Origin of the sequence: Burkholderia sp. FERM BP-3421 (genome assembly GCF_028657905.1) — a bacterium.
Lineage (GTDB): Bacteria > Pseudomonadota > Gammaproteobacteria > Burkholderiales > Burkholderiaceae > Burkholderia.
Window position 1 is genome coordinate 2,393,294 of sequence record NZ_CP117781.1, and the last position, 20,384, is coordinate 2,413,677.

Consider the following 20,384-nt stretch of genomic DNA (forward strand, 5'->3'; position numbering starts at 1 on the left):
AAAACGTCGATTGAGTTTCGCCACCCAAAGATCCCATATCACTGTGAGGCACAAGATGAACAGCACATCCATTTTCAAACAAGCCATTTCGGCGAGCAAGATCAGAACACTGGCGTGCATCGCCATCATTTTTTCATTATCCGATGCCTCGATTGCTCAAAGCGACCCATACAAGGTAGTCAAGAAATCCAGCAGCGGCGACTGGATCGTCGGCGGGAAGCCGCTCTCTCAGTGCACGATGACGGCCGCGAATTATGGATCCGGCACCGCAATATACGACGACTGCCCGACAAAGGGTTACCAGGTGACAAGCCCTGCCTATCGAGATCCGTTCGTCAATACGGATGCCGAAGTAATGGATATTTTTAACGTTGTGACAGAGGCCTTTTCAGTCGTGATGGGGATAGCGGAGGTCCCTGGTGCCATCAATCAAATCATGAATTCGAGCATCTCCACGCGTGGCATCGTGGCTCAGGCGGCCAACGCGGCCAGCAAAGGGAAAACAGCCGCTGGAGGCGCCGCAGCCGACGCCAATGCAGCCGCAGCTGCAATATTCGTACGAGCGTCCAAGATCTCAAAGAAATCAATGGAGGCCGGCACAACCCCGCACAGCGTAGAGACGTCAGTGAGACGAGCCGCACTGAAGAGCTGCAGCTAATCAGCCACCGAGATCCGCTTCGCGCGGATCTCATGCCGGGTGGTGTTGTCAGGTCGGTCGACCGCCGACGCGCGATTGCGGAGAAGGTCACCCACTTCAAGGCGATCGCGCAGGCGTCGCCGATGCCGGTACATGAGTCGATGCGGCTGCATCAGGGCCGGGGCCGCCGGGATCTCGGCAGAGGCCGCGGGGCTACGCGAGTGTTCGCGTTGCCCGGGGCGTTTGCCGAGGCGATCTACGTGCCTCATGGCGGAAGGCAGCCGGAGTCGAACCGACCTGGGAGCGGTAGACGCCCCCAACTGGGTTTGAAGCCCAGCCGCACCACCGGATACGCATGCCTTCCCGGGGAACGTGAAACATGCGCGCGACTACGACGAACCGAGCAGCCGGCTGTCCGCGCGCAACAGATGTAAATCGCGATGGAAGCGAGTATACCCAACCCGGTCGAAGAATTCGAGGATCTGGATCGCCCGCTTGCGTCCGAGCCCGGTCGCATCGCGGAACGTCGCCGCGTCGACCGCGCCGCCGCGCGCCTCGGCCAGCGTCGCGATCACGCGCGCCAGCTCGGCGATCACGTCGCCGTGATAGAACAGGTCGCGCACGACCTGATGCACGTCGCCGCGCCGCGCGAGCTTGCGCAGCAGCGCGCGCACCGGCTCCTCGCCCGCGCCGGTGGCCGAGCCGAGATCGCGCACCCACGGCGGATCGTAGCGCCCCGCCTGCACGAGCGGCAGCAATTGCCGCGCCAACGCTTCCTCGCGCGCATCGAAGCTCACCGCATGCGACGGCAGGTGCAGCCACGGCCCGCTGCGCACCACCTCGCCGCCCGCGACCAGCGCGTCGACCAGCGCGCGCCACAGCGCATCGTCGGCGAGCGGCGCGGCCATGCGCCGCAGGCGCGCGACGTCCGGCCCCTGCTCGTCGGGCGAGCGCGCGTGAAACGCCTGCAGCGTCGCCAGCACCTTCGCGCGCAGCGCATCCCAGTGGCGACGCGCGACCAGCAGCGCCGCATCGCCGGACTTGCCCGGCAAGGCCACGCGCACCGCGTCGGCGGGCACGGCCAGCGCCTCGTGCGGCAGCCCGGTCAGATGCACGAGCGTCGCCGTGCCGATCCCGAGCGGCGCCTCGTCGAGCAGCGCGTCGAGCCGGCCTTCATCGAGCCAGGCCGCGAGCGCATCGAGCCACGCGTGCCGCGCGGGCGTGCGCCGCTTGCGCGCCGGACCGAACGGATCGAGCACGCGCCCGCCGCCCACCGTCTGCGTCGCCTGCGCATTGCGCACGATGAAGCGGTCGCCCGGCACCGCGAACACCGGTTCATCGAAAATCAGCTGCACCCGCGCGCGCTGTCCGGCCGCCAGCGTCTCGCCGTCCAGCAGCGCGACATGCGCCACCCGATGCAGCGTGCCGAGATGCACGTGCAGCGGCGCCCAGTGCGTGAGCGTGAGCGCCGCATCGGGCAGCAGCGTCAGCTCGACGTCGAGACGCGGCGACGCCTCGCCGAGCCGCGCATCCGCGATCGTGTCGCCGCGCGCGAGCGCGGCCTTGTCGATGCCCGCGAGGTTGAGCGCGCAACGTTCGCCCGCGCGGCCCGCGTCGGTCGCGCGATTCTGCGCATGGATGCTGCGCACGCGCACCGCTTCGCCGCTGCGCACCACGCTCAACGTGTCGCCGGTGCGCACCTGTCCCGCGAACGCCGTGCCCGTCACGACGGTGCCCTGCCCCGTCAGCGTGAACACGCGATCGACCGCGAGCCGGAACAGCCCATCGTCGCGGCGCGCACGCCACGCGCGCGCCGCGGCGCGCAGGTGCGCGTTGAGCACGGCCACGCCCGGATCGTCGGGTTCGGTCGCGCGCGTATCGAACAGTTCCGCCTGCGCGAGCGCCGTCGGCGCGAGCCAGGCGCGAATCTCGTCGCGCACCTGCGCGAGCCGGGCCGCGTCGACCCGGTCACACTTCGTCACCGCCACCGCGCCATGCGCGACGCCGAGCAGCTGCAGGATCGCCAGGTGCTCGCGCGTCTGCGGCATCACGCCGTCATCGGCCGCGATCACGAGCAGCGCGAAGTCGATCCCGCACGCGCCGGCCGCCATCGTATGCACGAGCTTCTCGTGGCCCGGCACATCGATCAGCCCGAGCACCTCGCCGTTGTCGAGCGGCGCATACGCATAGCCCAGCTCGATCGAGATGCCGCGCGCCTTCTCTTCCTTCAGGCGATCGGTGTCGACGCCCGTGAGCGCGCGCACCAGCGTCGTCTTGCCGTGATCGATGTGTCCTGCCGTACCGACGATCATGCGTGCGACCCCGCCTCGCGCAAGCACTGCGCGATCAGCTCGGCCTCGTCGGCCGCTTCCAGGCAGCGCAGATCGAGGCGCAGCGCGTCGTCCGCGATCCGCCCGATCACCGCGCGCGGCCATGCGCGCAGGCGCCGCTCCAGCTGCAACAACGCGCGCCCGCTGCGCTTGCCGTCGGCCGCGCGCACGACGAGCCCGCAGCTCGGCAGCTGGTCGACCGGCAGCGCCCCGCTGCCGATCTGGCTGAACATCGGCTCGACGCTGACCGCATAGGCCGCGCCGAGCGCCTGCTGCAACGCCGGCCGCAGCCGCTCCGCCGTCGCCGCGATCTCCGCCTGCCCACGCGTGAGCAGGCGCAGCGTGGTCAGGCGCTCGCGCAGCAGCTCCGGCGCGCGATACAGGCGCAGCACCGGTTCGAGCGCCGCGAGCGTCAGCTTGCCGACGCGCAGCGCGCGCTTGAGCGGATGTTTCTTGATCTTCGCGATCAACTCCCGGCGGCCGACGATGAGCCCGGCCTGCGGGCCGCCCAGCAGCTTGTCGCCGCTGAACGTCACGAGGTCGGCGCCCGCCTCGACGGTCTCGCGCACCGTGGTCTCCTTCGGCAGGCCCCACTGCGTGAGATCCGCGAGCGTGCCGCTGCCGAGGTCGACCGCGACCGGCAGGCCGCGCTCGCGCGCGAGCGGCGCCAGTTCGTCCAGCGTGACTTCCTTCGTGAAGCCGCTGATCGCGTAATTGCTGCAATGCACCTTCATCAGCATCGCGGTGCGCGGCCCGATCGCCTCGGCGTAGTCGCGCAGATGGGTGCGGTTGGTCGTGCCGACCTCGCGCAGCTTCGCGCCCGCGCGGCTCATGATGTCCGGAATCCGGAACGCGCCGCCGATCTCCACCAGTTCGCCGCGCGACACCACGACCTCGCGACGCGCCGCCAGCGCGGACAGGCTCAGCAGCACGGCCGCCGCATTGTTGTTGACGACGGTCGCCGCCTCCGCGCCGGTCAGCTCGCAGATCAGCGCGTCGATCAGGTCGTCGCGATCGCCGCGCCGCCCGGTCGCCAGATCGAACTCGAGATTCATCGGCTGCGTGAGCGCCTGCATCACCGCGCGCACCGCGTCGTCGGGCAACAGCGCCCGCCCGAGATTGGTGTGCAGCACGGTGCCCGTCAGATTGAACACGGCGCGCAGCCGGCTCGCGTCCTGCGCGGCGAGCCGCGCGCGCACGTCGGCGGCGATCGAGCCGTCGTCGAGCGGTGCGGCATGCGCGGCATCGCGCCGCACGGCGTCGCGCCACGCGTCGAGCGACGCGCGCACGGCATCGAGCACGCGCGTGCGGCCATGCTCGGCGACGAGCGCGACGCACGCCGCCGACGACAGCACGCGCTCGACCGACGGCACGCGCGCGAGCAGCGCCTGCCGCCCGTCGGCCCCGGCTGCGCCCACGTCCGGCCCGCCCGTCATGCGTCGGCCGGCAGTTCCGGCCACAGCAGCGGGTTCGGCGTGCTGCGCTGGTAACCGGCCTCGTTCATGAGCAGGTCGAGCGTGAGGCTCGCGAGATCGTCGGCGAGCGGCTCGAACTCGTAATCCTTGTCCTGGTAGCCGATCTTCCGGTACGTATGGCACTCGTCGCACGACTCGGCCTTCACCGCCTCGCTGCCGCCCTCGATGCCGTGATAGGCGATGCCCTTCGTCGAATCGCAGTGCGAGCACTTGGCGCGCACCACGTGCCATTCGGTCGTGCACAGCCCGCATTGCACGAAGCGGTAGCCCTGATACTGGCCGCCCACGCGCACGACGCTCGCGACCGGATGCGAACCGCATACCGGGCACAGGCCCGGCTGGTCGAGGTACGGCACGTCGGCGGGCTTGATGCGGGTCGCGTAGTCGGTCCACACGACCTGCAGCGCCGCCATGATGAACGGCGCCGTCGCCGGCTCGACCTCGGCGAGCCGCAGCGCGGCGATCGCGTCGGCCTGCGCGTCGAGTTCGGCCGGCGTCTTGAGCCGCAGCCCGTCGATCAACTTCGCGAGCGGCGGGTTCACGAGGCCCGCGCGTTCGACGTGATCGAGCACGCGCTGCAGCACCTCGCGCCATTGCGGATCGCGTTCGCCGGCCAGCGCGGGCGCGAGCGGCATCGAATGCTGCTGCGCCTGGCGGATCGATTCTTCCGACGGCATCCGGCCGTCGAGCGTCTGCAGCGCTTCATGCTGCGCGTCGACGACGGTCGCCATCAGCCGCAGGTAGCCGCTGATCGGGTTCAGGTCGGCGAGCTTGCGCAGGCGCGCCGCGCGCGCAGCGAATGCCGTGCCGCGCTCCGGCAGGCGAAAGCGCGGAATGGCCGAATGATCGAGCGTGGCGATTTCATTCGGATCGAGAATCTTCTGTGTCACATTAGTCACGAGCGTGCCCTAAAAAAACAAGCGCCGAACAATCGGCGCCCTGATCGCGGCGGCCGGCCGCGCGGTGCGCCGCGAGGCGCCCGGCGCGGCCGGCCCGGCCGCCGCATCGGCCCCGGCGCGCAACGGCCGGGACGCGGAATGCGCGCTTACTTCACGTTTTCGCGGAACCACTTCGGATGGTGCTTGCGCGCCCAGCCGAGCGTGACCGTGCCGCGCACCATCGCGCCGATCGAGCCCTTCACCCACAGGGCCGCGTAGATGTGGACGATGATGCTGGAGATCAGCACGAAGGCCGCCGCCGCATGCACGACCGCCGCCGCGCGTATCACCCCGATCGGGAAGTAGAACGAAAAATAGCGCCGCCAGATCACGATGCCCGACAGCAGCAACAGCAGCAGACAGGCGACCAGCGTGAAGAATAGCAGCTTCTGTCCGGCGTTATAGCGGCCGACGGGCGGCAGGTTCTCCTCGTGGTTCGTGAGCACGTCGTCGATCTGCTTGAGCCACTGGCGGTCGTCCGCGTCGAGCAGGTTGTGGTGCCAGTAGCGCACCACCATGATCGCGAACGACACGAACATCACGACGCCGACGAACGGATGCAGGATCCGCGTCCACTGCCCGCCGCCGAACAGCGCGGTCATCCAGAACATCGACGGATGAAACAGCGCGAGCCCGGACAGCGCGAGCAGCACGAACGTGATGGCCGTGATCCAGTGATTGCTGCGCTCGTTCGGCGTGTAGCGCACGATCAGGTTCGGGTCTCGCTGGCTCATTTCACGTCCTCCTTGATGCGGCGCGCCTCGTCGCGGGCGGCGGCTTCCTCGTCGTCCGTCACCTCGTTCGGCCCGACGCGCGTGTAGTGGAAGAAGCCCGCCAGCGCCGACAGCGCGATGCCGGCGACCGCCAGCGGCTTCGCGATGCCCTTCCAGAACTTCACCATCGGGCTGATCGACGGGTTGTCGGGCAGCCCGTGGTACAGCGACGGCTTGTCCGCGTGATGCAGCACGTACATCACGTGGGTGCCGCCCACGCCTTGCGGGTCGTACAGCCCGGCGTGCTCGAAGCCGCGCTCCTTCAGGTCCTCGATCCGCTCGGCCGCGTGCTGCTTCATGTCCTCCTTGGTGCCGAACACGATCGCGCCCGTCGGGCAGGTCTTCACGCAGGCCGGTTCCTGGCCGACCGCGACGCGGTCGGAACAGAGCGTGCACTTGTACGCGCGATGGTCCTTCTTCGAGATGCGCGGCACGTTGAACGGGCAGCCCGTCACGCAGTAGCCGCAGCCGATGCAGTTTTCCTCGTGGAAATCGACGATGCCGTTGTTGTACTGCACGATCGCGCCCGGCGACGGGCAGGCCTTCAGGCAGCCCGGATCCTCGCAGTGCATGCAGCCGTCCTTGCGGATCAGCCATTCGAGGTTGCCGTCCGGATTCTCGTATTCGGAGAACCGCATCACGGTCCACGAATGCTCGGACAGGTCGGCCGGGTTGTCGTACACGCCGACGTTCGTGCCCACCTCGTCGCGCAGGTCGTTCCACTCCATGCACGCGGTCTGGCAGGCCTTGCAGCCGATGCACTTCGACACGTCGATCAGTTTCGCCACGCTCCCCGTCACCGGCTCCCGCACCGTGGGCGGCGGGGTGGTGGTGGCGGAGACCCGTTTGATATCAAGCGATTGCAATGCCATCTCGTTCCCCTTACGCCTTTTCCACGTTCACCAGGAACGACTTGAATTCCGGTGTCTGCGAGTTGCCGTCGCCGACGGACGGAGTCAGGGTGTTCGCGAGATAGCCGGGCTTCGTCAGACCCTTGAAGCCCCAGTGCAACGGAATGCCGACCGTCTGTACCTTCCTGCCGTCGACCATCAGCGGCTTGATCCGCTTCGTGACGAGCGCGACCGCGATGATGTAGCCGCGCATCGACGACACCTTCACGCGATCGCCGTGCACGACGCCCACGTCCTTCGCGAGATCCTCGCCGATCTCGACGAACTGCTGGGGCTGCACGATCGCGTTCAGGCGCGCGTGCTTCGTCCAGTAGTGGAAGTGCTCGGTGAGCCGGTAGGTGGTCGCCGCGTACGGGAACTTGTCCGACTTGCCGAACATCTTGCGATCGTCCGGGAACACGCGGGCGGCCGGATTGTTCAGCGCCTGCGGGTTGTTCGGATGGAACGGGTTCGCGGCGAGCGGCGTCTCGAACGGCTCGTAGTGCTCGGGGAACGGACCTTCGTTCATCCCCGCGCGCGCGAAGAAGCGCGCGACGCCTTCCGGATTCATGATGAACGGGCCCATGCCGGTCTCGGGCGGCTCGTCCGCCTTGAAGTCGGCGACGTCCGGGCCGCTCCAGGTCTTGCCGTTCCAGCCGATCAGCTTGCGGGTCGGGTCGAACGGCTTGCCGCTCACGTCGCACGAGGCGCGGTTGTACAGGATCCGCCGGTTCGCGGGCCACGCCCACGCCCAGCCGAGCGTCTGGCCGATGCCGGTCGGGTCGGAATTGTCGCGCCGCCCCATCTGGTTGCCGGCCTGCGTCCACGCGCCGCAGAAGATCCAGCAGCCGCTCGCGGTGCTGCCGTCGTCCTTGAGCTGCGCGAAGGCGGCCAGCTGCTCGCCCTTCTTCACGAGCGTCTTGGTCGCATCCTTCGGGTCGGGCAGGTCCGCGAGCGCGCGGCCGTTGAACTCCATCGCGAGTTCCTCGGGCGTCGGGCTTTCCGGGTCCGCGTACGGCCAGGTCAGGTTGACGATCGGATCGGGGAACTTGCCGCCGTCCTTCTTGTAGGCCTCGCGCATCCGCAGGAAGATCCCCGACATGATCTCGAGATCGCTGCGCGCCTGGCCCGGCGGCTCCGCGCCCTTCCAGTGCCATTGCAGCACGCGCGACGAGCTCACCAGCGAGCCGCGCTCTTCCGCGAAGCAGGTGGTCGGCAGGCGGAACACCTCGGTCTGGATCTGCGACGCGTCGACGTCGTTGTAGTCGCCGTGGTTCTTCCAGAACTCGGACGTCTCGGTCGCGAGCGGATCCATGATCACGAGCCACTTCAGCCTGGCGAGCGCAGCCGCCGTCTTGACCTTCGACGGGGCCGCCGCGAGCGGGTTGAAGCCCTGGCAGATGTAGCCGTTCATCTTGCCGGCCGCCATCAGCTCGATGGTCTGCAACAGGTCGTACGGCTTGTCGAGCTTCGGCAGGTAGTCGTAGCCCCAGTTGTTGTCGACCGTGGCCGCGTCGCCCCACCACGACTTCATGAAGCTCACGTGGAACGCGCGGTAGTTCTTCCAGTAGCTGAGCTGGTTCGGCCGCATCGGCTGCTGCACGCGCTTCTGGATATAGCCTTCGAAATCCTGCTCGCCCTGCGACGGCAGCGTCATGTAGCCCGGCAGCAGGTTCGACATCAGGCCGAGGTCCGTCAGGCCCTGGATGTTCGAGTGGCCGCGCAGCGCGTTCATGCCGCCGCCCGCGATGCCGATGTTGCCGAGCAGCAGCTGCACCATCGCGCCCGTGCGGATGATCTGCGCGCCGATCGAGTGGTGGGTCCAGCCGAGCGCATACAGCACCGTGCCGGCGCGGCCGGGAACGGCGGTGGTCGCGAGCATCTCGCACACCTTGAGGAACTTGTCCTTCGGCGTGCCGCAAACCTTCTCGACCATCTCGGGCGTATAGCGCGAGTAATGCTGCTTGAGCAGGTTGTAGACGCAACGCGGATGCGCGAGCGTCGGGTCGACCTTCACGAAGCCGTCCTCGCCGCGCTCGTAGTCCCAGCTCGACTTGTCCGGATACGCGTGCTTCTCCGCGTTGTAGCCGGAATAGATGCCGTCGTTGAAGGTGAAATCCTCGCGCACGATGAACGAGAAGTCCGTGTAGTTCTTCACGTACTCGTGCTGGATCTTGTCGTTCGTCAGCAGGTAATTGATGATCCCGCCGAGGAATGCGATATCCGAGCCGGTGCGAATCGGCGCGTAGTAGTCCGCCACGGAGGCGGTGCGCGTGAAACGCGGGTCGACCACGATCAGCCGCGCCTTGCGGTGCGCCTTCGCTTCGGTCACCCACTTGAAACCGCACGGGTGCGCTTCGGCGGCATTGCCGCCCATTACCAGGATCACGTCAGCGTTCTTGATGTCGACCCAATGGTTCGTCATCGCGCCGCGGCCAAACGTCGGGGCAAGACCTGCCACCGTCGGGCCGTGTCAGACACGCGCCTGGTTGTCGAATGCAAGCATCCCCATGCTGCGCACGGTCTTGTGCGTCAGATAGCCCACCTCGTTGCTGCCCGCCGACGCGGCGAGCATGCCCGTGGTCAGCCAGCGGTTGACCTTCGCGCCGTCTTCCGTCGTCTCGACGAAGTTCGCGTCGCGGTCTTCCTTCATCAGCTTCGCGATGCGGTCGAGCGCATCGGTCCACGAGATCGGCTCCCACTTGTCCGAGCCGGCCGCGCGGTATTCCGGCTGCGTCAGGCGGCTCGGGCTGTGGATGAAGTCGATCAGGCTCGCGCCCTTCGGGCACAGCGTGCCGCGATTGACCGGGTGATCGGGATCGCCTTCGATGTGGATGATGCTCGGCTGCGCATTCTTCGCGCCGTCGCCGAGGCTGTACATCAGGATGCCGCAGCCGACCGAGCAGTACGGACAGGTGTTGCGGGTTTCAACTGTACGCGCCAGCTTGTATTGACGCACCTCGGCGAGCGCTTCGGCTGGCGAGAAGCCCATCAGGGCAAGACTCGAGCCGGCGAGCGTCGTGGCGGTCACCTTCATGAACTGGCGCCGGGACATGTGTAGCATGGTGGTCTCGGCTGGTGTATTAGGGGGACACTTAAAACTACGGTGCCGGCCGGATTCTACGACGGCTGCGCGCTTGCTGCTGCGCTTCGACGAAGTTCCAGGCCGTGCAGCCTGGGCTGCGGCGGGCCGCCGGCACTTTCGCCTGCACGCCCTTCTGTTATATGACAACAGGGGCACGATGGCTAGGAACGGCGGCCTTACAGGGCCGTAAGCTTATCAGATGCGGGTGCGAAATTTCGCCTGGGCACGCTGAATCGGACGAATCCGGAGCATTCGGCGGGGCGAAATCGCGGTGTCGGCGCAGGCAGGAATTGATGCGTGACCGACGCCTCATTTCTGCTTCGCGTCGGTAGACGCCGGCTACACACCCGCCGACGTGGAAAAGATGAAAACGGCGCTCGATGCCGGCAGCGGTGAGACCGAGGTGTCGAAGCAGTCGATCGGCGATCTGCAATTGAAGGTGTCGGTGCGGCTGGAAGGCATGGCGTACGGCGCGCACGAGTGAGACGTGATGCTCATGGCGACGGGACCGCCATATAGGCGAAGCCCCATTCAACCTCAATCTCGGCCAATCACCCCGTCCGTCCCGGAATTCCCTCGCCATCGCCGACCTGGGCTTCTGCGGATATGGATAATCGCCTCAACCCCAAAACACAACATTGCAAACGCCAGGCGCCCTCCGCACCGCTTCGAACCCGGACGTCGAATCCGAGTGCCGATAAGCGGCTCGCTCGCCCCTCCCCTCAAAACCTCGGCAAGCCCGGCGGATTCGTCTCCGACTTCGCCACCGCCTCGTCCTGCAAGCCCCATCGCGCGAGCGCGCGCCCATACCGGCCGTCGCGGATCAGGTCGTTGGTCGCGATCGTCAGCGCGTCGGCCAGACCGCTGCCCTTGCGCGTCGCGATCGCGACATCCGCGTTCGCCGGCCAGCCCGCGTTCACGCCGCCCACGCGCCGGATGCCCGCGCCCTGCGCCGCCGCGTACGCGAGCGACGCATCCGGATTCAGCTCGGCGTCCGCGCGCCCCGTCAGCAGCGCGACCCGCGCGACCGCATCGTCGTCGTAGTACTGCAGCACGGCCGGCCGCAGCCCCTGCGCGGCGTTGCGCCGGTTCCACTCGAGCAGGATCCGCTCCTGGCTCGTCCCCGCTCCGGTGATGATGCGCAGGCCCGCCACGTCCGCCGGCCCGGCGATCCGCCTGACCGGGCTCGCATCGCGCACGTAGAAGCCATGCAAGCCGAGCCGGTAGGTCGTGAAATCGAACTTCTCCTTGCGCTGCTCCGTCACGCCGACATTGGAAATCACCGCGTCGTACTTCCCGGAACTGAGGCCGAGCGGCCAGTCCGCCCACGCGATCGGCAGCAGCCGCAGCGTCCGGCCGAGCGCGTCGGCGATCAGTTGCGCGTAGTCGGCGTCCGCGCCGACCACCGTCCGCGCGTCCGTCGCGTAGGTCGCCACGGGCGGCGCATGCGGCGCGATCGCGACCGTGAACGCGCCCGCCGCCGCCCAGCGATAGCCGCGCGCCGCGTCGATCGCACGCGGATCTGGTTCGGCGCGCACCCGGCCCGCCTGGCGCGGATCGAGGTCCACCGCACGCGCGCCCGTCGCCGCCGCCCACGCCGACGCCGGCGCGACGCCCGTGGCGAGCAGCGCCGCCAGCCACGCGCGCCGGCGCGGCTGCGCAGGCTCGGCGGCCCCGGTCGCGCGCCGCATCACAGCACCTTCGACAGGAACGCGCGGGTGCGCGGATGCGCGGGCGCGCCCAGCACCTGCGCCGGCGTGCCGGATTCGACGATGCGCCCCTGCTCCATGAACAGCACGGTATCGGCCACCTCGCGCGCGAAGCCGATTTCATGCGTGACGATCACGAGCGTCGTGCCGGAGCGCGCCAGTTCCTTGATCACGTCCAGCACTTCATTGACCAGCTCCGGATCGAGCGCCGACGTCGGTTCGTCGAACAGCAGCACCTTCGGCCGCAGCGCGAGCGCGCGCGCAATCGCGACCCGCTGCTGCTGGCCGCCCGACAGCTGGCGCGGATACGCGTCGGCCTTCGCCGCCAGCCCCACCCGCGCCAGCAGCTCGCGCGCGTCGCGCTCGGCGTCGTCACGCGTCGCGAGACCCAGCGCGACGGGCGCCTCGATCAGATTGCCGAGCACGCTCAGGTGCGGAAACAGGTTGAAGCTCTGAAACACCATCCCGACGTCGATGCGCCGCCGCAGCACCTCGCGCTCGCTCAGTTCGTAGAGCGTGTCGCCTTCGCGCCGGTAGCCGACCAGTTCGCCGTCGATGTCGATGAAGCCGTCGTCCACGCGCTCCAGGTGATTGATCGTGCGCAGCAGCGTCGACTTGCCGGACCCGGACTGCCCGAGGATCACCGTCACGCTGCCCGGCGCCGCGACGAACGAGAGGTTGTCGAGCACCTTGTGCGAACCGAAGCTCTTCGAGACGCGATGGATCGCGACCTGTCCGCCCGGCCGCCGCGCGCCGGACTGCCAGCCCGACCCGCGCGCGGGTGTCGGGGCCGGCGCCAAGGCGGCCGGCCGCCGCGCCGCAGCGCGGCGCGCGCGCCACGCGTCGAGCAGCGACGGCGGCGGATTGCGCAGCGCGCCGCGCGCGAAGTGGCGCTCGACCTGCGCCTGGATCACCGACAGCACGGTCAGGATGATCAGATACCAGACGGTCGCCACCATCAGCAGCGGAATCACTTCGAGATTGCGGCGATAGATGACCTGCACCGTGTAGAACAGCTCCGGCATCGCCAGCACGTACACCATCGACGTCCCTTTCGCGAGCGTGATCAGGTCGTTGAACGCGGTCGGCAGGATCGCGCGCATCGCCTGCGGCAACACGATCCGCCAAACCTGGCGCGCGCGCGGCAGGCCGAGCGCGGCGGCGGCCTCCAGCTGCCCCTGGTCGACCGACAGGATCCCGCCGCGGATCACCTCGGCGGAAAACGCCGCGTGATTGAGCGTGAGGCCCAGCACCGCGGCCAGGAACGGGCCCACCAGTTCGGTGGTGGAAATATCCACGAACGTGAGGTCGGTAAACGGCACCCCGAGCCGGATATGCTCGTACAGGTAGCCGAGATTGTTCAGCACCAGCAGCAGCACGATCAACGGGATCGAGCGGAACAGCCAGATGAAGATCCACGCGCTCGCCGCCAGCACCCGCGAACGCGACGCGCGCGCGAGCGCGAGCGGCACGCCGAGCGTGACGCCGAACAGCGCGCCGAGCAGCGTCAGCCACAGCGTGCGCGCGAGGCCGGACAGCACCGGCTCCGACAGGAACCATTCGGCGAACACCGGCCAGCCCCAGTTCGGGTTGCCGAACAGCGAATGCAGCACCAGCGCGATCAGCACGACGCCGAACACGGTGCCGGCGGTGCGCGCGCGATGGCGGGCCGGCACGATCCGGTAGCGCGCGGCGTCGGCGGATGCGGTCGCGCCCAGGGCGGGCAGCGCGCCGCCGACGATCCGGGTGGTGTCGCTCATCGTCCATTCCCTCCTGTCGACCGGCTCAGGCCGGTTCGTAGTCCGCGTGGCGGCTCGTCTTGCGCGCGAGCCCGAGGTGGTCGCGCAGCGTGCGGCCGGGCAGCGTGCGCTGGTAGCGGCCGCGCGCCTCGAGCGCCGGGATCACCAGCTCGGCGAAATCGTCGACGCCCTGCGCCTGCACCGGAAACCCGAGGATGAAGCCGTCGGCCGCGCCCGCGTCGACCCAGCGGATGATCTCGTCCGCGACCTGTTCGCCGGTGCCGATGAAATCCGGGCGCGGCGTCGCGACGGCCAGCGCGATCTCGCGCAGCGTGAGCCCCTTCGCGCGCGCGTCGGCCTTGATCCGGTCGGTGGTCGAGCGGAAGCTGTTGCGGCCCAGCTCGCCCAGTTCGGGAAACGGCGCGTCGAGCGGGTACTGCGTGAAATCGTGGTGATCGAAGAAGCGGCCGAGGTAGGCCAGCGCCTCGTCGATCGTCAGCAGGTCGCGGATCGCGCGGTACTTGTCCTCGGCTTCGGCGGCCGTGCGCCCGACCACCGGCCCGATCCCCGGAAAGATCTTCACCTCCTCGCCCCGCCGGCCATGATCGCGCGCGCTTTGCCGCACGCGCTGCGTGAACGCGTGGGTCTCGTCGAGCGACGGCGAATGCGTGAACACCGCGTCGGCATACTTGCCCGCGAGCGCGATGCCGTCGTCGGACGAGCCGGCCTGGAAGATCACCGGCTGCCCCTGCGGCGAGCGCTGGATGTTGAGCGGCCCCGCGACCTGGAAGAAGCGGCCCGCGTGATCGAGCGTATGCAGCTTGTCGCGGTCGAAGAAACGGCCGCCCGCGCGATCGCGCACGAACGCGTCGTCGTCCCAGCTGTCCCACAGCCCCTGCGCGACGCTCAGGTATTCGTCGGCGATCTCGTAGCGCAGCGCGTGCTCAGGATGGGTCGCGCCGTAGTTCTTCGCGGTGCCTTCGAGCGGCGTCGTCACGACGTTCCAGCCGGCCCGCCCCCCGCTGATCACGTCGAGCGACGCGAACTGCCGCGCGACCGTGAACGGCTGGCTGTACGACGTCGACACCGTGCCGGCCAGCCCGATCTTCGAGGTCAGCGCGGCCAGCGCGGACAGGATCGAGATCGGCTCGAAGCGGTTCAGGAAGTGCGGGATCGATTTCTCGTTGATGTACAGGCCGTCGGCGACGAACGCGAACGCAAAGCCGAGCGCCTCCGCCTTGCGCGCGATGTCCGCGATGAACGCGAAATTGATGCTCGCGTCGGGCGGGTTGCTCGGGTGCTTCCACGCGTTCATGTGACTGCCCCCGCCCTGCAGCATGATGCCGAACGGGATGGATTGCTGGGTCATGATGAGGTCCGCTTGCCAAGAAGAGGGTCAGGCGCGCGCCGACTGCCGCGCATGCGCCAGCAGTTCGACCGATTCGAGACGCGCCGCATAGTCGGTCACCGGCGAGTCGACGACGAATTCGTCGACCCCGAGCCGCGCGCTCAGCGCCGCCAGCTCGCGATGCACGTGGTCGGGCGTGCCGGCGACGATGTGCGGCCGCAGCTCGTCGATCCGATAGTCGGCCGCGCCGCTTTGCCGCGCGAATTCGGCGGCGGCCTGCGCGCTGCCGAGATTGAAGCTCTGCCCGCCCGCGAGCTTCAGCTTGTAGATGCGCAGCGCGCCGATCAGCTGCGCCGCGCGCGCCTCGGTCGGCGCGACCACCGCGAACAGCGCGAGCAGCGGCGAGCGGCCGCTCGCCTGCCGGTAGGTGTCGAGCGCGCGCGCGATGGTGTCCTCGTCGCCGTTGAAGTGGCCCGCGTAGCAGAACTGCCAGCCGAGCCGCGCCGCCAGCGCCGCGCTGTCCGGCGAGCCGCCGAGCAGGATCCGTTCGGGCGGCTCGGGCGGCGTCGGCATCGCGAGCGCGCCGGCGAGCGGATGGTTCTCGTCGACGCCCCAGTCGAGGAACGCGTTCAGCTCGGCGAGCTGCGCGTCGAAATCGGCTTTCCTGGCCTTGTCGTGGCGCGACTGCAGCGCGCGCGTGGTGAGCGGCAGCCCGCCCGGCGCCTTGCCGACGCCGAGATCGACGCGGCCCGGCGCGAGCGCGGCGAGCAGCTTGAAGGTCTCGGCCACCTTGAACGGACTGTAGTGCTGCAGCATCACGCCGCCCGAGCCGATCCGGATCCGCGAGGTATGCGCGAGCAGATGCGCGACGACGATCTCCGGCGCGGAACTGGCGAGGCCGGCCGCGCCGTGGTGCTCGGCCACCCAGAAGCGGCGATAGCCGAGCTGCTCGGCGCGCCGCGCGAGCGCCACCGTGAAACGCAAGGCATCGGCGGCGCTCGCCCCGTCGGCGAGCGGGCTCTTGTCCAGCAATGAGAGGGCGTAGGTCATGGGCGTCGGGGAGAAGGTCGCGGCGGGTCAGCGCTTCGGCAAGCCGGGCGGATTGGTCCGGGCGCGATCGATCGCTTCCGAGCCCAGGCTCCAGCGGTCCAGCACCTTGCGGTACGTGCCGCCCTGGATCAGGTCGTTCACCACCTGCGTGAGCGGCGCGGCGAAACCGCTGCCCTTGCGCGTCGTCGCGGCGATGTCCGCGGTGCGCGGCCAGCCGCCGCTCAGCGTGCCCACGAGCCGGATCCGGCCGTGCTGCACCGCCGCCTGGTACGCATAGATCGAGTTGACGCTGAAGATCGCGTCCGCGCGGCCCGACTGCAGCGCGACGCCCGCCGTCGCGCGGTCGTCGTAATACTGGACCGCGACCGGCTTCAGGCCCTTCGCGACATTCTCACGGCTCCATTCGAGCAGGATCTTCTCCTGGTTCGTGCCCGAATCCGTGATCACGCGCAGCCCGGCCACGTCCTTCGGCTCGCGGATCGCGGCGATCCGGCTGTCCGACTTCACGTAGAAGCCGACCAGGTCCTGCCGATAGCTCGAGAAATCGAATTTCTCCTTGCGCTCCTCGGTGACCGTCACGTTCGAGAGCACCACGTCGACCCGGCCCGAGTCGAGCGCGAGCGGCCAATCCGGCCACGCGAGCGGCACGAGCCGCAGCTTTTTGCCGAGACTGTCGGCGATCAGCTGCGCGAGATCCGCGTCGAAACCGACGACGGTGCGCGCATCCGTCGCGTACGTGCCGAGCGGCGGATCGCTGGGCGAAATGCCGACGGTCAGCGTGCCCGCCTCGACGAACTTGAAGGATGCGGGCACCGTGCGGATCGCGGCCGGATCGGCGGCGACGCGCGGCCGCCCCGGTTGCTCCGGGCTCAAATCGAAACTGACCGCCCACGCGGCCGCGCTCGCGCCGACCAGCACGGCGGCGAGCGCGACGCGCATGCGTCGTCTCAGGATATGGGTGACGTTCATCGGACTCCCCTGTCTGCGCGGATTGGAATGATCGGAAGGCGCGCGCTGCACGCGCTCGGCGGCGCTCAGCGCGGCGCGGCGGCCGGCTCGGGCGCCCATAGGTCGGCCAGCGTGCTGGTGCGCCCCGGCTGCGCGAGATCCTTGCCGAACGGCAGGTGCTCGTGGATCTCGGGCGCGGTGTCCGGGTCGTACAGCGCGGCGTAGCCCGAGTCGAGATACAGCGCCCAGGCCTCGGGCTGCCGGAACCCGGTGGTCAGATAGAGGCGGTCGTAGCCCAGTCGCGCGGCGCGCTGTTCCAGCGCCGCCACGATGCGCTTCGCGAGCCCCTGGCGACGCAGGTCTTCGCGCGTCCAGATCCGCTTCAGCTCGGCGGTCCGCGCGTCGTAGCGCTTGAACGCGCCGCCGCCGATGGTCTCGCCGTCGCGGATCAGCAGGATGAACGCGCCGTCGGGCGGCGCGAACAGCGCGGCGGGATAGCGCGCCAGCTCCTGCTCGGCCCGGGCACGACTGTTGTCTCGATAGTCGTGGTAGCGGGTCGCGTATTCATCGGTCAACGCGTCGACCAGCGGGCGGGCACGCGGGTCCTCCGATGAGACATCGATGATGCTGTCAGCCATGATCGCAAGCTCGGTTCGGGCGTCGTGGGGAGACGGGAGCGGAACCGCTCCGCCCGGCGTCGCGACGCCATCGTTCTTTTTCACCAATCAACCGGCCGCCCGCGACAACGACGCGTCGCCGCGCGGCCCTGATCAGCACCTTACCGGCCGCGCGCGTAACGGCTAACCAAGCAATTTCGATAAGAATATCGAGGCGACGCTGCACAAGACATGCCGCGCGCCTTCATCGGGCCGCGCGCGCCGAGGCGCGGCGTTCAGCGGCCGGCGTCGAGCGGCTCGGCGAGCTGGAACAGGCAGTCGCCGCGCTGCGCCTGGGCGGGATGCCGCTGGCATACCACCTCGCCGCTGCCGGCGAACCGGTAGACGACGGGCTCGCGCAGGGGCGTGTCGGGAAAGTGCAGGCGCGCGGCGGGCTGCCCCTCGCGCACCTGATCGCCCAGCGCGACGAGCGGCTCGTAGAGCCCCTTGTCGTAGGCGTAGACATGATGGCGCGCGCCGTCGATGCGCATGAAGCGCGTGACGACGGGCGGCGCGGCGGGCACGAGCGGCCCGCTCAGCGCGCCGACGAAGCCCAGGAAATGCAGCAGCCCGTGGCGGCCCTGGCGCAGCAGCGCCGGATCCGCCGTCGCGCCGCCGCCCAGCTCCGTCAGGATCGACAGCGCGCCCTGGCGACGCGCCGCCGCCGATGCATGAACCGGATTCGGCGCATGCAGGAAGGCGTTCGGCAAGCCGAACGCCGACAGCAGCGCGCGCACCCGCGCCGTTTCCGCTTCATCGCGCGGCAGCAGCGCGAGCAGGTTGCCGCCGTGATAGCGCAGCGAACTGCCGCCCGAATGCAGGTCGACCAGGTATTGCGCGCGCGGCAGCAGCGCCCGTTCGAGATAGTCGGCGATCAATGCGGTCGGGCCGCCCGCCGGATCGCCGGGGAAGCTCCGGTTCAGGTTGCCGCCGTCGAGCGGCGACACGCGCAGGCCCGCGTCCGCCGCGGGGAAATTCGCCATCGGCAGCAGGATCAGCTGGCCCGTCAGCATGCTCGGCTCGATCTCGCGGATCAGCTCCGACACGATGATCTGACCTTCGTATTCGTCGCCGTGATTGCCGGCCATCACGAGCACGACCGGGCCGTCGCCGCGCCGGATCGATACGATCGGGACCGGAATCCAGCCGTACGCGGAGCGGTGCACGGAATGCGGCACCCGCAGATAGCCGACCTGCTTGCCGTCGGTGTCGAGATCGATTTCGCAGTGGATCGGGTTGCGCAAGCGGGCAGGTTCGGTCATGGTCGGCATCGCGTGGAGGCATCCTGGCGAAGGGCCGGACGGCGCGTGTTCGCAGGGACGCGGTTCGGGGCGGCGGCGCGCTGGTTTGCGCGCGCCCGGGCGTGTCCGATACTAGCGGGCCGGCGCGCCGCCCGCCAACAATCGCTCGTCACATCGATATCAGCGCGCACCCGTCCACAGCGGGCACGAGATCTGCTTGACGATGCGCGCCGAGCCCGGCCGGCCGCATCCCGATCTAAACTTTTCCGCGAAAGATGCGTCCGACAAACCATGTCCCTCTCCGCGCCGCCGTGCGCAGCCGACCTTGCCGATGAAGTCACTGATTCCCGAACAACCCCAGAAGCTCGTCCGCCACAACGTCAATTGGGCGATGAACGCCTTCCAGCGCTTCGCCGCCGATCGCTGCACGACGATGGCGGCGAGCATCGCGTTCTACGCGGCGTTCTCGCTCGCGCCGATGCTCGTGATGGTGATCGCGGTCGCCGGCTGGTTCTTCGGCGACGACGCCGCGCGCGGCCAGATCTTCAGCCAGGTGCACGAACTGATCGGCAACGAGGCCGCCGCCAGCGTGCAAACCATCGTCGAGAACGCGCATCGCAGCGGCAATCGCGGCGGCGTCGCCGCGCTGATCTCGTTCTCGATGCTCGCGATCGGCGCCTCCGCGACCTTCTCGTCGCTGAACACCGCGCTCAGCATCATCTGGCCCGCCACCGAGAAGCGCGCCTCGTCGGTGCTCGGGCTCGTGCGGGTCCGGCTCATCTCGTTCGGCCTCGTGCTCGGCGTGGCCTTCCTGCTGATCGTGTCGCTCGTGCTCGACACCGCGATCACGTTCATCGGCCGCTGGCTGTGGGGCGCCACGCCCTACGTGGTGATCGGCAACCTGCTGCAGTTCACGGCCGGCATCGCGGTGCTCGCGGGCGCCTTCACCGCGCTCATGAAGTTCCTGCCCGACGCGCGCATCGCGTTGCGCGACGCGCTCACGGGCGGCATCGTCGCCGCCGTGCTGTTCTCGGCGGGCAAGAAGCTGTTCGCGCTGTACCTCGCGCATGCGGGCACCGCGAGCGCGTTCGGCGCGGCCGGCTCGTTCGCGGTGCTGCTCATGTGGCTGTATTTCTCGGCGGCCGTGCTGCTGCTCGGCGCGGAATTCGCGGCGGCGCGCGGCGCGGCGGCGCGCGCGCAAGACGGCGCCCCCGCACGCTGACGCATGGAAAGCAGCACAGGCTGCCGCGCGTGTCCAGCCATCCTGCACGCGACGCGCGACGCAGCGTTAATTTTGCGTGCCCCGGGATCCGCACACGCAAACGTTCGCGCGCGTGAAATCGTGTGACGGAACCGTGCGCGGCGGAACGACACCATTCGGCGTCATCCGCTAACGCAACAATCGCAGTGCATCAATCCGTCAATATTCCGATTTCAGGAATATTACGTAATGTCGTTGATATATAAGGACTTTCGGTCCTTGTCACCTTTTGGAGACACTTTATTTTTTTCGGGTTCTTGCGTCTGGTGCGGTGCGCTATTCTCCAAAACGCAACAAATAACGA

15 protein-coding genes and 1 tRNA gene are annotated in these 20,384 nt (G+C 68.7%); 2 read left to right on the top strand and 14 right to left on the bottom strand.

Annotation, left to right across the window (positions count from 1 at the left end):
* Window positions 1-55 precede the first annotated feature (55 nt).
* Window positions 56-658 (top strand): hypothetical protein, encoded by a 603-nt coding sequence (locus Bsp3421_RS13410; protein ID WP_273996434.1) that lies wholly within the window; start codon window positions 56-58, stop codon window positions 656-658.
* A 247-nt stretch (window positions 659-905) separates the two neighbouring features.
* On the opposite strand, the gene Bsp3421_RS13415 is transcribed toward Bsp3421_RS13410, so the two are convergent.
* The 14 genes from Bsp3421_RS13415 to Bsp3421_RS13480 all read right to left on the bottom strand — a co-directional run bounded on the left by Bsp3421_RS13415 (window position 906) and on the right by Bsp3421_RS13480 (window position 18,840).
* Window positions 906-1,001 (bottom strand) — tRNA-Sec (locus tag Bsp3421_RS13415).
* A gap of 25 nt (window positions 1,002-1,026) precedes the next feature.
* Window positions 1,027-2,949 carry a selenocysteine-specific translation elongation factor gene (gene selB / locus Bsp3421_RS13420; protein WP_273996435.1) on the bottom strand — a complete coding sequence of 641 codons (1,923 nt, stop codon included), beginning with the start codon at window positions 2,947-2,949 and terminating at the stop codon, window positions 1,027-1,029.
* Window positions 2,946-4,403 (bottom strand): L-seryl-tRNA(Sec) selenium transferase, encoded by a 1,458-nt coding sequence (selA, locus tag Bsp3421_RS13425; protein ID WP_273998390.1) that lies wholly within the window; start codon window positions 4,401-4,403, stop codon window positions 2,946-2,948. Before selA ends, selB begins: the two co-directional genes overlap by 4 nt.
* Window positions 4,400-5,341: a formate dehydrogenase accessory protein FdhE gene (gene fdhE / locus Bsp3421_RS13430; protein ID WP_273996436.1), complete on the bottom strand. Its 942-nt coding sequence runs from the start codon at window positions 5,339-5,341 to the stop codon at window positions 4,400-4,402. Before fdhE ends, selA begins: the two co-directional genes overlap by 4 nt.
* 146 nt (window positions 5,342-5,487) lie before the next feature.
* On the bottom strand, window positions 5,488-6,114 hold the full coding sequence (locus Bsp3421_RS13435) for a formate dehydrogenase subunit gamma (protein WP_252987206.1): 627 nt from the start codon (window positions 6,112-6,114) through the stop codon (window positions 5,488-5,490).
* The gene (fdxH, locus tag Bsp3421_RS13440; RefSeq protein ID WP_273996437.1) at window positions 6,111-7,025 is read right to left on the bottom strand and encodes a formate dehydrogenase subunit beta; all 915 of its coding nucleotides are present in this window, start codon (window positions 7,023-7,025) and stop codon (window positions 6,111-6,113) included. Before fdxH ends, Bsp3421_RS13435 begins: the two co-directional genes overlap by 4 nt.
* Before the next feature lie 10 nt (window positions 7,026-7,035).
* Window positions 7,036-10,107 carry a formate dehydrogenase-N subunit alpha gene (gene fdnG / locus Bsp3421_RS13445; protein ID WP_273996438.1) on the bottom strand — a complete coding sequence of 1,024 codons (3,072 nt, stop codon included), beginning with the start codon at window positions 10,105-10,107 and terminating at the stop codon, window positions 7,036-7,038.
* 743 nt (window positions 10,108-10,850) lie between these two features.
* Window positions 10,851-11,819 carry an ABC transporter substrate-binding protein gene (locus tag Bsp3421_RS13450; RefSeq protein ID WP_273996439.1) on the bottom strand — a complete coding sequence of 323 codons (969 nt, stop codon included), beginning with the start codon at window positions 11,817-11,819 and terminating at the stop codon, window positions 10,851-10,853.
* Complete coding sequence (locus Bsp3421_RS13455) at window positions 11,819-13,597, bottom strand: amino acid ABC transporter permease/ATP-binding protein (RefSeq protein WP_273996440.1); 1,779 nt, start codon at window positions 13,595-13,597, stop codon at window positions 11,819-11,821. Before Bsp3421_RS13455 ends, Bsp3421_RS13450 begins: the two co-directional genes overlap by 1 nt.
* Window positions 13,598-13,622: 25 nt before the next feature.
* On the bottom strand, window positions 13,623-14,945 hold the full coding sequence (locus tag Bsp3421_RS13460; protein ID WP_273996441.1) for an LLM class flavin-dependent oxidoreductase: 1,323 nt from the start codon (window positions 14,943-14,945) through the stop codon (window positions 13,623-13,625).
* 27 nt (window positions 14,946-14,972) lie between these two features.
* Window positions 14,973-15,974: an LLM class flavin-dependent oxidoreductase gene (locus Bsp3421_RS13465; protein ID WP_273996442.1), complete on the bottom strand. Its 1,002-nt coding sequence runs from the start codon at window positions 15,972-15,974 to the stop codon at window positions 14,973-14,975.
* 27 nt (window positions 15,975-16,001) lie between these two features.
* Window positions 16,002-16,943 (bottom strand): ABC transporter substrate-binding protein, encoded by a 942-nt coding sequence (locus Bsp3421_RS13470; protein ID WP_443111447.1) that lies wholly within the window; start codon window positions 16,941-16,943, stop codon window positions 16,002-16,004.
* A 65-nt stretch (window positions 16,944-17,008) separates the two neighbouring features.
* Window positions 17,009-17,560, bottom strand: a complete 552-nt coding sequence (locus Bsp3421_RS13475) for a GNAT family N-acetyltransferase (RefSeq protein ID WP_273996443.1) — start codon at window positions 17,558-17,560, stop codon at window positions 17,009-17,011.
* A gap of 254 nt (window positions 17,561-17,814) precedes the next feature.
* Window positions 17,815-18,840, bottom strand: coding sequence for a succinylglutamate desuccinylase/aspartoacylase family protein (locus tag Bsp3421_RS13480; protein ID WP_273996444.1), 1,026 nt, complete (start codon window positions 18,838-18,840; stop codon window positions 17,815-17,817).
* A gap of 310 nt (window positions 18,841-19,150) precedes the next feature.
* Here Bsp3421_RS13480 and Bsp3421_RS13485 point away from each other — a divergent pair, with 310 nt between their 5' ends.
* Window positions 19,151-20,041, top strand: a complete 891-nt coding sequence (locus tag Bsp3421_RS13485) for a YihY/virulence factor BrkB family protein (protein WP_337995262.1) — start codon at window positions 19,151-19,153, stop codon at window positions 20,039-20,041.
* Window positions 20,042-20,384: the final 343 nt, after the last annotated feature.

What these genes read in the sequence shown, in the direction of transcription:
- Bsp3421_RS13410 (WP_273996434.1), top strand. Translation starts at nt 56, where the DNA reads ATGAACAGCACATCCATTTTCAAACAAGCCATTTCGGCGAGCAAGATC.
- Bsp3421_RS13460 (WP_273996441.1), bottom strand. Translation starts at nt 14,945, where the DNA reads ATGACCCAGCAATCCATCCCGTTCGGCATCATGCTGCAGGGCGGGGGC.
- fdxH (WP_273996437.1), bottom strand. Translation starts at nt 7,025, where the DNA reads ATGGCATTGCAATCGCTTGATATCAAACGGGTCTCCGCCACCACCACC.
- Bsp3421_RS13475 (WP_273996443.1), bottom strand. Translation starts at nt 17,560, where the DNA reads ATGGCTGACAGCATCATCGATGTCTCATCGGAGGACCCGCGTGCCCGC.
- Bsp3421_RS13450 (WP_273996439.1), bottom strand. Translation starts at nt 11,819, where the DNA reads ATGCGGCGCGCGACCGGGGCCGCCGAGCCTGCGCAGCCGCGCCGGCGC.
- Bsp3421_RS13485 (WP_337995262.1), top strand. Translation starts at nt 19,151, where the DNA reads ATGAAGTCACTGATTCCCGAACAACCCCAGAAGCTCGTCCGCCACAAC.
- selB (WP_273996435.1), bottom strand. Translation starts at nt 2,949, where the DNA reads ATGATCGTCGGTACGGCAGGACACATCGATCACGGCAAGACGACGCTG.
- Bsp3421_RS13455 (WP_273996440.1), bottom strand. Translation starts at nt 13,597, where the DNA reads ATGAGCGACACCACCCGGATCGTCGGCGGCGCGCTGCCCGCCCTGGGC.
- Bsp3421_RS13435 (WP_252987206.1), bottom strand. Translation starts at nt 6,114, where the DNA reads ATGAGCCAGCGAGACCCGAACCTGATCGTGCGCTACACGCCGAACGAG.
- Bsp3421_RS13465 (WP_273996442.1), bottom strand. Translation starts at nt 15,974, where the DNA reads ATGACCTACGCCCTCTCATTGCTGGACAAGAGCCCGCTCGCCGACGGG.
- Bsp3421_RS13480 (WP_273996444.1), bottom strand. Translation starts at nt 18,840, where the DNA reads ATGACCGAACCTGCCCGCTTGCGCAACCCGATCCACTGCGAAATCGAT.
- selA (WP_273998390.1), bottom strand. Translation starts at nt 4,403, where the DNA reads ATGACGGGCGGGCCGGACGTGGGCGCAGCCGGGGCCGACGGGCGGCAG.
- Bsp3421_RS13470 (WP_443111447.1), bottom strand. Translation starts at nt 16,943, where the DNA reads ATGAACGTCACCCATATCCTGAGACGACGCATGCGCGTCGCGCTCGCC.